General features: G+C 54.5%; 12 protein-coding genes. 6 read left to right on the top strand and 6 right to left on the bottom strand.

What is annotated here, in order from left to right:
• Positions 1 to 113: 113 nt before the first annotated feature.
• The 4 genes from nagE to chiQ all read left to right on the top strand — a co-directional run bounded on the left by nagE (position 114) and on the right by chiQ (position 6,132).
• Complete coding sequence (gene nagE, locus IM291_RS04280; protein ID WP_028012357.1) at positions 114 to 2,066, top strand: PTS N-acetyl glucosamine transporter subunit IIABC; 1,953 nt, start codon at positions 114 to 116, stop codon at positions 2,064 to 2,066.
• 179 nt (positions 2,067 to 2,245) lie between these two features.
• A complete protein-coding gene (gene glnS, locus IM291_RS04275) occupies positions 2,246 to 3,913 on the top strand; it encodes a glutamine--tRNA ligase (RefSeq protein WP_041910779.1) in 1,668 nt (555 codons plus the stop codon).
• Positions 3,914 to 4,360: 447 nt separating this feature from the next.
• Positions 4,361 to 5,758, top strand: a complete 1,398-nt coding sequence (gene chiP, locus IM291_RS04270; RefSeq protein WP_028012359.1) for a chitoporin — start codon at positions 4,361 to 4,363, stop codon at positions 5,756 to 5,758.
• Between the two features lie 47 nt (positions 5,759 to 5,805).
• Complete coding sequence (chiQ, locus tag IM291_RS04265) at positions 5,806 to 6,132, top strand: ChiQ/YbfN family lipoprotein (protein WP_028012360.1); 327 nt, start codon at positions 5,806 to 5,808, stop codon at positions 6,130 to 6,132.
• A 91-nt stretch (positions 6,133 to 6,223) separates the two neighbouring features.
• Here the strand turns inward: chiQ and fur are convergent, their stop codons facing one another.
• From fur to ybfF, 4 genes are all read right to left on the bottom strand, one after another.
• A complete protein-coding gene (gene fur / locus IM291_RS04260) occupies positions 6,224 to 6,670 on the bottom strand; it encodes a ferric iron uptake transcriptional regulator (protein WP_028012361.1) in 447 nt (148 codons plus the stop codon).
• A 288-nt stretch (positions 6,671 to 6,958) separates the two neighbouring features.
• Complete coding sequence (fldA, locus tag IM291_RS04255) at positions 6,959 to 7,489, bottom strand: flavodoxin FldA (protein WP_008501067.1); 531 nt, start codon at positions 7,487 to 7,489, stop codon at positions 6,959 to 6,961.
• Between the two features lie 155 nt (positions 7,490 to 7,644).
• The gene (ybfE, locus tag IM291_RS04250) at positions 7,645 to 7,932 is read right to left on the bottom strand and encodes a LexA regulated protein (protein WP_014883017.1); all 288 of its coding nucleotides are present in this window, start codon (positions 7,930 to 7,932) and stop codon (positions 7,645 to 7,647) included.
• Between the two features lie 128 nt (positions 7,933 to 8,060).
• Positions 8,061 to 8,834 carry an esterase gene (gene ybfF / locus IM291_RS04245; protein ID WP_045261091.1) on the bottom strand — a complete coding sequence of 258 codons (774 nt, stop codon included), beginning with the start codon at positions 8,832 to 8,834 and terminating at the stop codon, positions 8,061 to 8,063.
• Between the two features lie 183 nt (positions 8,835 to 9,017).
• Between ybfF and seqA the strand changes: the two genes are divergently transcribed.
• Positions 9,018 to 9,566, top strand: a complete 549-nt coding sequence (seqA, locus tag IM291_RS04240) for a replication initiation negative regulator SeqA (RefSeq protein WP_041910775.1) — start codon at positions 9,018 to 9,020, stop codon at positions 9,564 to 9,566.
• Positions 9,567 to 9,590: 24 nt separating this feature from the next.
• Positions 9,591 to 11,231 (top strand): phosphoglucomutase (alpha-D-glucose-1,6-bisphosphate-dependent), encoded by a 1,641-nt coding sequence (pgm, locus tag IM291_RS04235; protein ID WP_028012364.1) that lies wholly within the window; start codon positions 9,591 to 9,593, stop codon positions 11,229 to 11,231.
• Between the two features lie 104 nt (positions 11,232 to 11,335).
• On the opposite strand, the gene potE is transcribed toward pgm, so the two are convergent.
• Both potE and speF read right to left on the bottom strand, forming a co-directional pair.
• Positions 11,336 to 12,649, bottom strand: a complete 1,314-nt coding sequence (gene potE, locus IM291_RS04230; protein ID WP_045630860.1) for a putrescine-ornithine antiporter — start codon at positions 12,647 to 12,649, stop codon at positions 11,336 to 11,338.
• Complete coding sequence (speF, locus tag IM291_RS04225; RefSeq protein WP_192971405.1) at positions 12,646 to 14,844, bottom strand: ornithine decarboxylase SpeF; 2,199 nt, start codon at positions 14,842 to 14,844, stop codon at positions 12,646 to 12,648. The genes potE and speF overlap by 4 nt, the downstream gene beginning before the upstream one ends.
• Positions 14,845 to 14,910: the final 66 nt, after the last annotated feature.

The following is a 14,910-nucleotide window of genomic DNA, read 5'->3' as shown; positions in this document are numbered from 1 at the left end:
TTTTTCACACACTCACACTGCCAGTGAATCATCAACTGTATCTATCGTTCGTGACACAATAAAAACATAGTTTATGCGCGAGTCTTAATAATGGGTCTCGTAGGGGGAATAGGATGAATATTTTAGGTTTTTTCCAGCGCCTCGGTAGGGCTTTGCAGCTCCCTATCGCCGTGCTACCGGTTGCAGCGTTGCTGCTGCGATTCGGGCAACCCGATCTTCTTAACGTGCCGTTTATTGCCCAGGCAGGCGGCGCCATTTTTGACAACCTTGCGCTGATTTTCGCCATCGGCGTGGCGTCAAGCTGGTCAAAAGACAGCGCCGGTGCTGCGGCACTGGCAGGGGCGGTAGGTTACTTCATCCTCACGAAAGCGATGGTAACCATCAACCCGGAAATCAACATGGGTGTACTGGCGGGTATCATTACCGGTCTGGTCGGTGGTGCCGTGTACAACCGCTGGGCGGGTATCAAACTGCCTGACTTCCTGAGCTTCTTCGGCGGTAAACGTTTTGTGCCAATTGCGACGGGCTTTTTCTGTCTGATCCTGGCAGCTATCTTTGGCTACGTCTGGCCGCCGGTGCAGCATGCTATCCATGCGGGCGGCGAGTGGATTGTTTCAGCGGGTGCAGTGGGCTCAGGTATCTTTGGTTTTATCAACCGTCTGCTGATCCCAACCGGTCTGCATCAGGTGCTGAACACCATCGCCTGGTTCCAGATTGGTGAGTTCACCAATGCTGCGGGCACCGTATTCCACGGCGACATCAACCGCTTCTATGCGGGTGACGGCACCGCGGGTATGTTCATGTCTGGCTTCTTCCCAATCATGATGTTTGGTCTGCCGGGCGCTGCACTGGCAATGTACCTGGCTGCGCCAAAAGCGCGTCGCCCAATGGTTGGCGGCATGCTGCTGTCCGTTGCGATTACCGCGTTCCTGACCGGTGTAACCGAGCCGCTGGAATTCCTGTTCATGTTCCTGGCGCCGGTGCTGTACCTCATGCATGCGGTCCTGACCGGTATCAGCCTGTTTGTGGCGACCCTGCTGGGCATCCATGCTGGCTTCTCCTTCTCTGCAGGCGCGATCGACTACGTGTTGATGTACAACCTGCCGGCGGCAAGCAAGAACGTCTGGATGCTGGTGGTAATGGGTCTGGTCTTCTTCGTCATCTACTTCGTGCTGTTCACTGCGGTTATTCGTATGTTTAACCTCAAAACACCAGGCCGCGAAGATACCAAAGACGAAGTGGTCACCAACGAAGCCAACAGCAATACCGAAGAGGGTCTGACTCAGCTGGCGACCAGCTATATCGCTGCCGTCGGTGGGACTGACAACCTGAAAGCGATTGATGCCTGTATCACCCGTCTGCGTCTGACGGTGGGTGACTCGGCGCGCGTAAGCGACGCAATGTGTAAACGCCTTGGTGCATCGGGCGTGGTTAAACTGAACAAACAAACTATCCAGGTTATCGTAGGCGCCAAAGCGGAATCCATTGGCGACGAAATGAAGAAAGTGGTTGCCCGTGGCCCGGTCGCGGCGGCATCAGCCGACAGCGCACCTGCGTCGACGGCTGCCCCGGTAGCGAAGCCGCAGGCCGTGCCTAACGCCGTGACGGTGGCCGCGCTGGTCTCTCCGGTAACGGGTGACGTGGTTGACCTTGAGCAGGTGCCTGACGAAGCGTTCGCCAGCAAAGCGGTCGGTGACGGCGTGGCGGTGAAACCAACGGACAAAACCGTTGTGTCTCCGGCGGCAGGCACCATCGTGAAAATCTTCAACACCAATCACGCGTTCTGCCTCGAAACCGAAAAAGGCGCGGAGATCGTTGTCCATATGGGGATCGATACCGTAGCGCTGAACGGTCAGGGCTTTACTCGCCTGGTGGAAGAGGGGGCCGAAGTGGTGGCAGGTCAGCCGATTCTGGAAATGGATCTGGACTTCCTGAACGCTAACGCGCGCTCGATGATTAGTCCGGTCGTGTGCAGCAACATCGACGACTTTAGCGGTCTGGTACTCCAGGCGAAAGGTCAGGTGGTTGCGGGTCAGACACCGCTGTATGAGATTAAAGGCAAGTAATCGCTCCTGAGTAGAGTCATGCCTTAAGCGGCGGGGGATATCCTCCGCCGCTTTTTTTTGCAGCAAACGCCCCCATTATTTTCATCTGATACGTATTTTCCGTAACTAAGGGTTGTCACTACGTCCGGCTTATAAGATCATACGCCGTTATACGTTGTTTACGCTTTGAGGAATCCACGATGAGTGAGGCAGAAGCCCGCCCGAGTAACTTTATTCGTCAGATCATCGATGAAGATCTGGCCAGTGGTAAGCACACCACGGTACATACGCGTTTCCCGCCGGAGCCGAACGGCTACCTGCACATTGGTCACGCGAAATCGATCTGCCTGAACTTTGGCATTGCGCAAGACTACCAGGGGCAGTGCAACCTGCGTTTCGATGACACCAACCCAGTAAAAGAAGACATCGAATACGTTGAGTCCATTAAAAACGACGTGCAATGGCTGGGCTTCAACTGGTCTGGCGATATCTGCTACTCCTCTGACTATTTTGATCAGCTGTATGCCTACGCGGTGGAGCTGATCAACAAAGGTCTGGCATACGTTGACGAGCTGTCTGCGGACGAAATCCGCGAGTATCGCGGTACGCTGACTGCACCAGGCAAAAACAGCCCGTTCCGCGATCGCAGCGTGGAAGAGAACCTGGCGCTGTTTGAAAAAATGCGTGCCGGTGGCTTCGAAGAAGGTAAAGCGTGCCTGCGTGCCAAAATCGATATGGCGTCGCCGTTTATCGTGATGCGCGATCCGGTGCTGTACCGCATTAAGTTCGCAGAACACCACCAGACCGGCAACAAGTGGTGCATCTACCCGATGTACGACTTCACCCACTGCATCAGTGATGCGCTGGAAGGCATCACCCACTCGCTGTGTACGCTGGAGTTCCAGGATAACCGTCGTCTGTACGACTGGGTGCTGGATAACATCACCATTCCTGTGCATCCGCGTCAGTACGAGTTCTCTCGTCTGAATCTGGAATACACCGTGATGTCCAAGCGTAAGCTGAACCTGCTGGTGACCGACAAGCACGTTGAAGGCTGGGACGACCCGCGCATGCCGACCATCTCCGGCCTGCGTCGTCGTGGTTACACTGCCGCTTCTATTCGTGAGTTCTGCAAACGTATCGGCGTGACCAAGCAGGACAACACCATCGAAATGGCGTCTCTGGAATCCTGCATTCGTGAAGATCTTAACGAAAACGCCCCGCGCGCGATGGCTGTTATCGATCCGGTGAAACTGGTTATTGAAAATTACCCGCAGGGTGGAAGCGAGCTGGTCTCTATGCCTAACCATCCGAATAAACCGGAAATGGGAAGCCGCGACGTGCCGTTCAGCGGTGAGATCTGGATCGACCGTGCTGACTTCCGTGAAGAAGCCAATAAGCAGTACAAGCGTCTGGTGTTGGGTAAAGAAGTTCGTCTGCGTAACGCCTACGTCATCAAAGCCGAGCGCGTAGAGAAGGATGCTGAAGGTAACATTACCACCATCTTCTGTTCGTACGATGCTGAGACGCTGAGCAAAGATCCGGCAGACGGCCGCAAGGTGAAAGGCGTGATCCACTGGGTGAGCGCTTCCCACGCGCTGCCGGTAGAAATTCGTCTGTACGATCGTCTGTTTAGCGTACCTAACCCGGGTGCGGCTGAAGACTTCCTGGCGACCATCAACCCGGAATCTTTGGTGATCAAGCAAGGTTATGCGGAGCCATCGCTGAAAGCCGCTGAAGCGGGCAAAGCGTTCCAGTTCGAACGTGAAGGTTACTTCTGCCTGGACAGCCGTTACAGCACGGCAGAAAAACCGGTATTTAACCGTACCGTAGGTCTGCGTGATACCTGGACCAAGATCGGCGAATAATAACGTTGCACTGGTCAATGAGAAACAAACGCCGCTTTTAGCGGCGTTTTTTTATTTAATGATCATATCGTTAAAGTAGGCCCGTAATTAGGCCAGATAAAATTTTTGGTCAATGCGGTGCTACTTATTTTTCTAAAAAAAGTTTGTCTGTTTCATAAAATGGAGAATAAAGACAAATACGGGTTTTATTACAATCTAAGACGCCGAAATTACCTGCTCTACCCCCGCCACACCTCGCATCCGGCCAAATGTTACAAAGCACTACCAATTATGTGCACTTCGTCATAATCCTGACTTTTGCCCACTGAAAAGCATTGATAATTCGCGTCGCGAAAAATAACCTAAAGACGGTAGTTAATTCGAGGGTATTTATAACTACCCCTGGCCTTTTGGTCTTTTATATTTTCGCCGTTTAAGGCGTTTTAATTCGTCAAAGAGGAATAATCTATGCGTACGTTCAGTGGCAAACGTAGTGCGCTGGCGCTGGCTATTGCCGGTGTGACAGCAATGTCGGGCCTGGTGGTGACACCAGAGGCAAAAGCAGCAGGTTTCATCGAAGATTCTACCCTCACTGGCGGTATTTATTACTGGCAGCGTGAACGTGACCGTAAAGATGTCACAGAAGATAAATACAAAACCAACCTCTCTCACTCCACCTGGAACGCCAACCTGGACTTCCAGTCAGGCTACGCCGCCGATATGTTCGGTCTGGATATTGCCGCGTTTACGGCGATTGAAATGGCTGAAAATGGCGACAGCGGCCACCCGAACGAAATTGCCTTCTCCTCCAGCAATAAAGCCTATGACGAAGACTGGTCAGGGGATAAAAGCGGTATCAGCCTTTATAAGGCCGCAGCGAAATTCAAATACGGCCCGGTATGGGCGCGTGGGGGCTATATTCAGCCAACCGGCCAGACGCTGTTAGCGCCGCACTGGAGCTTTATGCCTGGTACCTATCAGGGGGCAGAAGCCGGGGCTAACTTTGACTATGGTGATGCAGGTGCGTTGAGCTTCTCCTATATGTGGACCAACGAGTACAAAGCGCCGTGGCACATTGAGATGGACAAGTTCTACCAGAACGATAAGAAAACCAAAGTCGATTACCTCCACTCGCTGGGCGCGAAGTACGATTTCAAAAACGATCTGGTTCTGGAAGCCGCATTTGGTCAGGCGGAAGGCTATATCGATCAGTATTTTGCTAAAGCCAGCTACAAATTTGATATCGCCGGTAGTCCGCTGAGCACCAGCTACCAGTTCTACGGTACGCGCGATAAGGTCAGCGATGGCAGCGTAAATGACATTTATAACGGTACCGCGTGGCTGCAGGCGTTAACCTTCGGCTACAAGGTTGGCCAGGTTGATTTGCGCCTGGAAGGGACATGGGTGAAGGCGGAAGGGCAGCAGGGCTACTTCCTGCAGCGTATGACGCCGACCTATGCCTCATCCAACGGTCGTCTGGATATCTGGTGGGATAACCGCTCAGACTTCAACGCCGACGGCGAGAAAGCGGTCTTCTTCGGCGCCATGTATGACCTGAAAAACTGGAACCTGCCGGGCTGGGCGGTGGGCGCTTCTTACGCTTACGCCTGGGATGCAAAACCAGCAGACATGGCGACGCCGGATGCGTACTACGATCCAAACTATCGCCTGAAAGAGTCCTCCTACAGCCTGGATGCTATCTACACCCTGCAGGATGGCCGCGCGAAAGGCACGATGTTCAAGCTGCACTTTACGCAGTATGACAACCACTCCGATATCCCAAGCTATGCGGGCGGTTACGGCAACATCTTCCAGGATGAACGTGACGTCAAATTCATGGTTATCGCCCCATTCACCATCTTCTGATGAGCACACCGGCGGGCTGAGTCCCGCCGGTCTGGAGACTGCATATGATGAAAAAAATCGTAATCGTCGCGCTGATGGCATCAGGGCTGGTGGCGTGTGTTCAGACTCAGGCACCGAAAGAGGACGCCCGTCTGAAGGAGGCGTATAGCGCCTGTATTAATACCGCGGAAGGATCGCCTGAGAAAATTGAAGCCTGCCAGAGCGTGCTAAATGTGTTAAAGAAAGAGAAAGCGCATGAGGCGTTCGCGACGCAGGAGAATGTTCGCGTGATGGATTATCAGGCCTGCATTCAGGCACGTAAAACCGGTAACGATCAGGAAGTGGCGAAGCGTTGCGATAAAATCTGGAACGAGATACGCAATAACAACAAATAAGTTGCTCTACGCCCGGTGCACTTTGCTTACCGGGCTTTTTTCAGGCAAAAAAAAGCCAACCTTACGGCTGGCTCAGAGTATGAACGCTAACTTATTTTGTGTCGTGAGCGTGTTCATTCTCGCGGCAATCCCCTTCAGCGCAGTGACCGTAAAGGTACAGGCTGTGGTTGGTCAGGCGAATGCCATGACGAGCTGCGATTTCACGCTGACGCGCTTCGATGGAATCATCGCTAAATTCAATGACCTTGCCGCAATCGAGGCAGATCAGGTGATCGTGGTGATGCTGCTGGGTCAGTTCGAATACAGATTTACCGCCTTCGAAATTATGACGGGTAACAATGCCCGCGTCATCAAACTGGTTCAGCACGCGATATACGGTGGCCAGCCCAATCTCTTCACCCATGTCGATAAGACGTTTATAAAGGTCTTCCGCACTGACATGGTGATTGTCTGGACCCTGAAGCACTTCCAGGATTTTTAACCGAGGAAGCGTTACTTTCAGGCCAGCCTTCTTTAATGCGGTGTTGTTGTCAGTCATGCGGAATCTGTCCTGTTGCTAAACGATTCACTTCTCTGGGAAGTGACAGAAAATGCACCTGGGATAATGCGTCTCATTATAGAACTGCCATGCCTAAATGAAAACTGCAAGTCTCAGGCAAAGTATGCTTATAAAAACGTGGTATCACCTACAAACTTGCTCAATGGAAACCACATTTTGCCAGGGAGACATTGTACAGGTCTGGGCGAAAAAGTTAAAAGTTTGTAGCAATTAATTTAATCGGTTTTACCTGGAAAAGGGGCGCAACCCGCGTTGCGCCGTAAAAAATCAGGCGTTGAGAATATCGTCCAGATGCAGTTCTTCGCGGATCTGCTTAACCCACTTCTCTACACGCTCTGCGGTCAGTTCTGGCTGACGGTCTTCGTCAATGGCAAGTCCGACAAAATGATCGTCATCGGCCAGGCCTTTAGAGGCTTCGAAGTGGTAACCGGCAGTCGGCCAGTGGCCAACAATAACCGCCCCATTAGGCTCAATGATGTCGCGAATCGTCCCCAGCGCATCACAGAAGTACTCGGCGTAATCTTCCTGATCGCCACAACCGAACAGGGCAACCAGCTTGCCGTTGAAGTCCACCTCTTCCAGCGTCGGGAAGAAATCGTCCCAGTCGCACTGGGCTTCACCATAGTACCAGGTTGGAATACCCAGCAGCAGAATGTCATAGCCCTCGAGATCTTCTTTGCTGCTCTTGGCGATGTCATGCACATCAGCAACGTCTTTACCGAGCTGTTTCTGAATGTTTTTTGCGATATTTTCGGTATTGCCGGTATCACTGCCGAAGAAAATGCCGATGATTGCCATGAGTAAAATAACCTCTTGAAACTTAATGGTATGGTGGCGCAATTCGGCCACGGATAAGGGCAATAATAGCAGAACTGGCAACCCTGCGGAAACCGCTATCGCGCAGGACTGCACTCTGTGCTACATGAAAAGGGCGATAAAGGGGTTTTTCAGACTTATGCCTGGCTGCGCAGCGTCTCAAGTTGGGCGATGAGCATCTCTTCAATAAGCTCGCTGCGGCTGATATTACGCGCCTCTGCCAGCTCGTTAAGCGCATCGACCGCGTCGGCGTTGAGCTTCAGTTCGACACGCTTAAGCCCACGATTTTTATCGCGTTTAAGCTGATTGCGTTTATTGATACGCAGCTGTTCATCGCGCGAAAGCGGATTCGTTTTCGGTCGTCCCGGTCGACGCTCATTCGCGAACAGATCTAGTGTCGTACGGTCCGTTTGTTCTTTGGCCATGATTATGAGACTTCGGGGGAAACACGCCGCCCTGCTAAAGCCCGGGCGATAAGCGCGCCATCATACATCACCAAAAACGGCACGCCAACGACTGGAAGCCCGTCATCTTCCAGTCGCTCTCTTTTTAATCAATTTGCAGTATCAGCGAGATAGCGGCGAATGGCGCGCAGTACAGCATCCGGTTTTTCCGCATGCACCCAGTGTCCGGCACCGGCAATGACGTGGGCGCGCGCCTGCGGGAATTGTGCCAGCAGCGTGTCGCGGTACGCGTCGGTAATATAAGGAGAGTTACCGCCGCGAATAAAGAGGGCAGGGTGCGGCCAGGAGGGAACGGTTTCCCAGCCCACGATGTTGTTGTACTGGTCCCACAGCACCGGCACGTTAAAACGCCACTGCCCGTCAACAAACGACTTCAAAAGGAACTGCACCACGCCTTCTTCATCAAGATGCTCACGCATAACCGCTGCCGCCTGCTGACGAGTGGAAACGCCAGCTTCGGTTACAGCATTGATCGCCGCGAAAATCTCATCGTGACGGCGAACGTCGTAATCCACAGGCGCAACGTCAATCACCACAAGCCCGGAAATTCGCTCTGGCGCCAGCGCGGTGAGCGCCATAACCGCTTTACCGCCCATTGAATGCCCGATGAGGGTCACCTTCTGCAGGTTGTGCGCGTCCAGCGTATCCAGCAGATCCTGCGCCATTGCCGCATAGGTCATCTCGTCTGAGCGGCCGGAAAGCCCGTGGTTGCGCATATCGACCTGTAAAATATCGTGATCGGTAACCAAATCGCGGGCCAGCACGCCCAGGTTATCCAGGCTGCCAAAAAGTCCATGAACCAGCACGATGGGGGAATTATTGTTCGGCGATTGTGCAGTTTGCGCTCGGGTATTCAATTTCATGGCAAAGTTCTTTTTTTACGTATGTCAGGTTAGGGTATCATGTTGACCATTCTGCCGCCCGGCTGCAAGGTTCCAGTTTAATCTGACTTTTGCCGCCAACCTGGTTTGACGCTATCCGCTGTTGGGATTTGACCTTATAATCCCAATGACTTGTATTCAGATAAGATATCGCACTGGATTAAGATGAAAACAATCGAAGTTGATGACGAACTCTATCAGTATATTGCCAGCCAGACGCGGCATATCGGGGAGAGCGCGTCCGACATTTTACGGCGCATGCTTAAAATTTCCGCCGCTTCACAGCCTGCCACCCCAGTTACCAAAGATGTCGTGTCTCAGCCGAGCGTTGCTGTACAAGCAAAACCTGCCGTGACGCCGGTAAAAGATAAAGTGCGCGCGATGCGCGAACTGCTGCTCTCCGACGAATATGCGGAGCAGAAAAAGGCGGTTAACCGTTTTATGCTGGTGCTGTCTACACTTTACTCCCTGGATAACAAAGCGTTTGCTGAAGCGACCGAGTCGCTGCACGGCCGTACCCGCGTCTATTTCGCGGGCGACGAGCAGACGCTGCTGCAAAATGGCAATCAAACCAAACCTAAACATGTCCCTGGCACTCCGTACTGGGTGATCACCAATACCAATACGGGCCGCAAGTGCAGCATGATTGAACACATCATGCAGTCCATGCAGTTCCCGGCGGAATTGATTGAAAAGGTTTGCGGTACAATTTAACCCTTGCATCATAAGGACCCGGTAATGGCAAATCACAGCCGTGCAGGCCAACCTGCACAACAAAGCGATTTGATTAACGTCGCTCAGCTGACCGCGCAGTATTACGTGCTGAAACCGGTCGTGGGCAACGCAGAACACGCAGTGAAGTTTGGTACATCTGGTCACCGCGGTAGCGCGGCGCGCCACAGCTTTAACGAACCGCACATTCTGGCCATTGCTCAGGCCATTGCGGAAGAGCGCGCTAAAAACGGCGTTACCGGTCCGTGCTACGTGGGCAAAGATACCCATGCGCTGTCTGAACCGGCGTTTATTTCCGTGCTGGAAGTGCTTGCGGCGAACGGTGTGGACGTGATTGTTCAGGAGAATAATGGGTTTACTCCAACACCGGCGGTATCAAACGCGATCCTTGTGCACAACAAAAAAGGTGGCGCGCAGGCTGACGGTATCGTCATCACGCCATCCCACAACCCGCCGGAAGACGGTGGTATCAAATACAACCCGCCTAACGGCGGCCCGGCTGACACTAACGTCACCAAAGTGGTGGAAGATCGTGCAAACGCGCTGCTGGCCGACGGTCTGAAAGGCGTTAAACGTATTTCTCTTGATGAGGCGATGGCCTCCGGCCACGTGAAAGAGCAGGATCTGGTTCAGCCGTTTGTGGAAGGGCTGGCGGATATCGTCGATATGGCGGCGATTCAGAAAGCCGGCCTGAAGCTGGGCGTGGATCCGCTGGGCGGCTCCGGTATTGAGTACTGGAAGCGCATCGCCGAGCACTACAAGCTGGATCTGACCATCGTGAACGATCACGTCGATCAGACCTTCCGCTTTATGCACCTGGACAAAGACGGCGCGATCCGTATGGACTGCTCCTCCGAATGCGCGATGGCGGGCCTGCTGGCGCTGCGCGATAAATTCGACCTGGCGTTTGCTAACGACCCGGACTATGACCGTCACGGCATCGTCACCCCTGCCGGGCTGATGAACCCGAACCACTATCTGGCTGTTGCGATCAACTACCTGTTCCAGCACCGTCCGCAGTGGGGCAAAGAGGTGGCTGTCGGTAAAACGCTGGTCTCTTCTGCGATGATCGACCGCGTGGTGGACGCGCTGGGCCGCAAGCTGGTGGAAGTGCCGGTAGGCTTCAAGTGGTTCGTTGACGGTCTGCACGACGGCAGCTTTGGCTTCGGCGGCGAAGAGAGCGCAGGCGCGTCCTTCCTGCGTTTCGATGGCACCCCGTGGTCAACCGATAAAGACGGCATCATCATGTGCCTGCTGGCGGCGGAAATCACCGCGGTTACCGGTAAAAACCCGCAGGAACATTACAACGAGCTGGCTGCACGCTTTGGTGCACCAAGCTATAACCGTATTCAGGCTGGCGCGACCTCTGCGCAAAAAGCGGCTTTGTCCAAACTCTCTCCGGAGATGGTGAGCGCAAGCACTCTGGCAGGCGATCCGATCACCGCGCGTCTGACGGCGGCACCGGGTAACGGTGCGTCTATCGGCGGCCTGAAAGTGATGACCGAAAATGGCTGGTTCGCCGCGCGTCCGTCCGGTACGGAAGATGCGTACAAGATCTATTGCGAAAGCTTCCTCGGCGCTGAGCATCGCCAGCAGATTGAGAAAGAAGCGGTAGAGATTGTCAGCGAAGTGCTGAAAAACGCATAAGTCGTGTTCTGGTGCGGGCTGATGCCCTCACCCCGGCCCTCTCCCACGGGGAGAGGGAGAAAACACTAAAAACGGCAACCTCAGGGTTGCCGTTTTGCTTTTACCTAACTGTGTTTGTTCTTCAATTCAAATCTCGGCGACACCAGACCGTACAGCGTCCAGCCCATAAAGGTCACTATCGCCCCGTACAGCATCGCTTCCTGGCCGGACGAGTAGAGCGCATAGAAGCTGTATATCGCCCCAACCAGTGCCACGATATTCGCTACTCGCGCTTTGTGCGGATCCACCTTCGCCACCTTCTGAATGATCGCCAGCGCCGCCATCGACAGAATATACGGGATGATGTTCGTCACCACCGCCAGATTGACCAGCACGTTGAACTGGCTGTTCAGCGACGGGCTGATGGTCATTAGGGATAATCCGCTCTGGAAGATGACAATTGCCAGCATACCCTGCACCGGCGCATCGGCTTTGGTCACGCGGGAGAAGATTTTCGGGAAATAGCCTTCATCTGCCGACGATTTAAAAACCTGTGCAATGGTGAACTGCCAGCCAAGCAGCGATCCGCAGCAGGACATCACCATCAACCCCATGATCACTTTCCCGACCTCCGGGGTGAACATCTGCGCAAAGGCCAGTCCGAACGGTGCCGTGGAGTTAGCCAGATCCATGTTTGGCACGATCCCCGCTATCACGTTGGTTGAAACGATATAGATCACCGCCGCGCCCAGCGTCCCGCCGAGAACCGCAATCGGCACGTTCTTCTCCGGATTTTCCACCACTTCCGCATTTGCGCAGGCGGATTCCAGGCCCAGGAAAGCCCAGAGCGTCATGGCGATAGACGAGCCCACGGCGGTGAAGAACGGCACATGGTGCGGGTTCCAGGAGTTGGCGTACAGCGTCGGGCTAAACCAGAACCAGCCGATGATGCACAGGCCGACCACCGGGATGATCACGCCCCAGACGGTGATGCTGCTGAGCTGTCCGGTGATGCGCGCGCCGCCAAAGTTGGCGACGGTACAGATCCACAGCACGCCGATGGTCGCCAGCCCAATTTGCACCGGGCTGAGCGTCGCGCCAAACAGCTCCGTACCGTAGCCCACGGCGGAGATGGCAATCGCCACGTTGGCGATCAGCAGCGACACCCCATAGGTATAGTTCGCCATAAAGTTTCCGGACTTGCCGAAGGCGTACTCGGCATAGCCGCCCATGCCGCCTGACTTGCGGCTGAACATCCCGCACTTGGCAAACGCCCACGCCAGCGCCATCGATCCGACAGCCGTCACCAGCCAGGAGATGATAGAGATGGTCCCCACCTCGGCAAGCTTGGTGGGCAGCATGATAATCCCGGAGCCCATCATGTTAACCATGGTGAGGATAGTCAGCTGCACCACGCCCATCTTATTGGACTTGCTCATAATTTTTCTCCTTTCAGCAGCGATGGCTGAGCAGCGGATTGTTTGATGACGTAGCAGCGAACCTGTTTGCGACCTTCACACTCCTCGACGTACACGCCCTGCAGCTCCGGTGCGAAGCCCGGCAGCAGGTTGATGCCTTCTTCCAGCGCGGCAAAGTAGCGCAGCACGGAACCGCCCCAGACTTCCCCTGGAACCACGCACAGTACCCCCGGTGGGTAAGGGAGAGCGCCTTCGGCGGCGATGCGGCCTTCCGCGTCGCGCAGGGAGACCAGCTCCACTTCTCCGCGCAGGTAGGCGTAGTTCGCGTCCTGCGGGTTCATCATCACCCGCGGGAAGTGAGACTTGCGGAACATCTCTTTTTGCAGCTGCTTCACGTTATGGCGGGCGTACAGATCGTGCATTTCCTGGCAGATCTGGCGCAGGGTGTAACCCGCGTAACGTTCCGGATGCTGTTTGTAGAGGGAGGGCAGGACGTCTTTCAGCGGCACATCGCTCTCAAGCAGTTTTTCGAAGCGCACCAGCTGGGCGACCAGCTGCTGCAGCTTGCCCATGTCCTCCGCAGGGGTGAGCAGGAACAGGATCGAGTTGAGATCGCATTTTTCCGGCACGATGCCGTTTTCACGCAGGAAGTTGGCGAGAATGGTGGCGGGCACGCCGAAGTCGTCATACTCCCCGGTGCGGGCGTTAATGCCCGGCGTGGTCAGCAGCAGCTTGCACGGGTCGATAAAATACTGGTGCTCAGCATAACCTTCAAAGGCGTGCCAGCGTTCACCCGGTACGAAATGGAAGAAGCGCAGATCGGTTGCAATCTCTGCCGTGTCCCAGCTTTCCCACGCGCGGCCATCCACCGTCTCGGGCACAAATGGACGAATAAATCGGCAGTTCTCCAGGATCAGCTTGCGCGCCTCAATGCCCGTCACCACGCAGTCCATCCACATGTTGCGGCCGCTTTGCCCCTCATGCATGCGGGCGTTAATGTCCAGCGCGGCAAACAGCGGATAAAACGGGCTGGTGGAGGCGTGCATCATAAAGGCATTGTTGAGCCGCTTATGTGGGACATAGCGCTGCTGGCCTTTGATGTGTCTGTCCTTCTTGTGAATTTGCGAGGTCTGCGAGAAGCCAGCCTGCTGTTTATGCACGGACTGGGTGACCAGAATCCCCGGATCGTTTTCGTTCAGCTCCAGCAGCAGCGGCGAGCAGTCGGCCATCATCGGAATAAACTGCTCGTAACCCACCCAGGCCGAGTCAAACAGGATGTAGTCGCACAGGTGCCCAATCTTATCCACCACCTGACGGGCGTTGTAGATGGTGCCATCGTAGGTGCCCAGCTGGATCACCGCCAGGCGGAACGGACGCGCATCGCGTGCACGGCCAGGCGCCACCTCTGCCACCTGTTCACGCAGGTAGCTCTCCTCAAAGCAGTGCGCGTCAATGCCGCCGATAAAGCCGTACGGGTTGCGCGCGGTTTCCAGATAGACCGGCGTTGCGCCAGCCTGGAGGAGGGCGCCGTGATGGTTAGATTTGTGATTGTTACGGTCGAACAGCACCAGATCGCCTGGGGTGAGCAGGGCGTTAAGCACCACTTTGTTGGACGACGAGGTGCCATTCAGCACGAAGTAGGTCTTATCGGCGTTAAAGACTTTTGCCGCATGCTGCTGGGCAATGCACGGTGCGCCTTCGTGGATCAGCAGATCCCCCATCGCCACGTCGGCGTTGCACAGATCGGAGCGGAATAACGTCTCGCCAAAGAAATCGACAAACTGATTGCCGGCAGGATGACGGCGGAAAAACTGCCCGCCCTGATGCCCCGGGCAGTCAAACGCGCTGTTGCCCTGCTTCACGTAGTCGACAAGGGCGCGGAAAAACGGCGGGCGCAGCTGGGTTTCATACTTCTGCGCGGCCGCTTCCAGCTGGCATCCATAAAAGTCTTTGCTGGTGTCTGAATGCTCAAATACGCCGTGAATGCGCGATAAATAATCTGCCGGGATGATCTCTTCTTTGTGCGTCGCCACAAATACGGGAATGCCAAAACCGGTAGCTTCTATTTCTTCCAGGATACCGCTGGCAATATCCGTGACCGCCAGAACAATGGCGGCAACATCAATATAATCAGAAGCGCGGACATCCACCACTTCACGCTGGGTAGTAAAGCAGTCCGGACATGCACGGCTGGCTGCGATTTTTAAATTTTTCATCTTTCTCTCTTTATTTTAGGTAATAAGCGTCCCTCGATTTCTTGCAAGAAAGAAATCGATAATTTT

The sequence above is a fragment of the Enterobacter cloacae complex sp. P27C genome, assembly GCF_014895705.1.
Classification (GTDB): Bacteria; Pseudomonadota; Gammaproteobacteria; order Enterobacterales; family Enterobacteriaceae; genus Enterobacter; species Enterobacter bugandensis.
The sequence above is the reverse complement of the archived record's forward strand: the minus strand, read 5'-3'. Positions and strand labels throughout refer to the sequence as shown.

Bases quoted from the DNA above. Each gene is read 5' to 3' on its own strand.
- potE (WP_045630860.1), bottom strand. From the start codon at position 12,649: ATGAGCAAGTCCAATAAGATGGGCGTGGTGCAGCTGACTATCCTCACC.
- ybfF (WP_045261091.1), bottom strand. From the start codon at position 8,834: ATGAAATTGAATACCCGAGCGCAAACTGCACAATCGCCGAACAATAAT.
- chiQ (WP_028012360.1), top strand. From the start codon at position 5,806: ATGAAAAAAATCGTAATCGTCGCGCTGATGGCATCAGGGCTGGTGGCG.
- nagE (WP_028012357.1), top strand. From the start codon at position 114: ATGAATATTTTAGGTTTTTTCCAGCGCCTCGGTAGGGCTTTGCAGCTC.
- speF (WP_192971405.1), bottom strand. From the start codon at position 14,844: ATGAAAAATTTAAAAATCGCAGCCAGCCGTGCATGTCCGGACTGCTTT.
- glnS (WP_041910779.1), top strand. From the start codon at position 2,246: ATGAGTGAGGCAGAAGCCCGCCCGAGTAACTTTATTCGTCAGATCATC.
- fur (WP_028012361.1), bottom strand. From the start codon at position 6,670: ATGACTGACAACAACACCGCATTAAAGAAGGCTGGCCTGAAAGTAACG.
- pgm (WP_028012364.1), top strand. From the start codon at position 9,591: ATGGCAAATCACAGCCGTGCAGGCCAACCTGCACAACAAAGCGATTTG.
- fldA (WP_008501067.1), bottom strand. From the start codon at position 7,489: ATGGCAATCATCGGCATTTTCTTCGGCAGTGATACCGGCAATACCGAA.
- seqA (WP_041910775.1), top strand. From the start codon at position 9,018: ATGAAAACAATCGAAGTTGATGACGAACTCTATCAGTATATTGCCAGC.
- chiP (WP_028012359.1), top strand. From the start codon at position 4,361: ATGCGTACGTTCAGTGGCAAACGTAGTGCGCTGGCGCTGGCTATTGCC.
- ybfE (WP_014883017.1), bottom strand. From the start codon at position 7,932: ATGGCCAAAGAACAAACGGACCGTACGACACTAGATCTGTTCGCGAAT.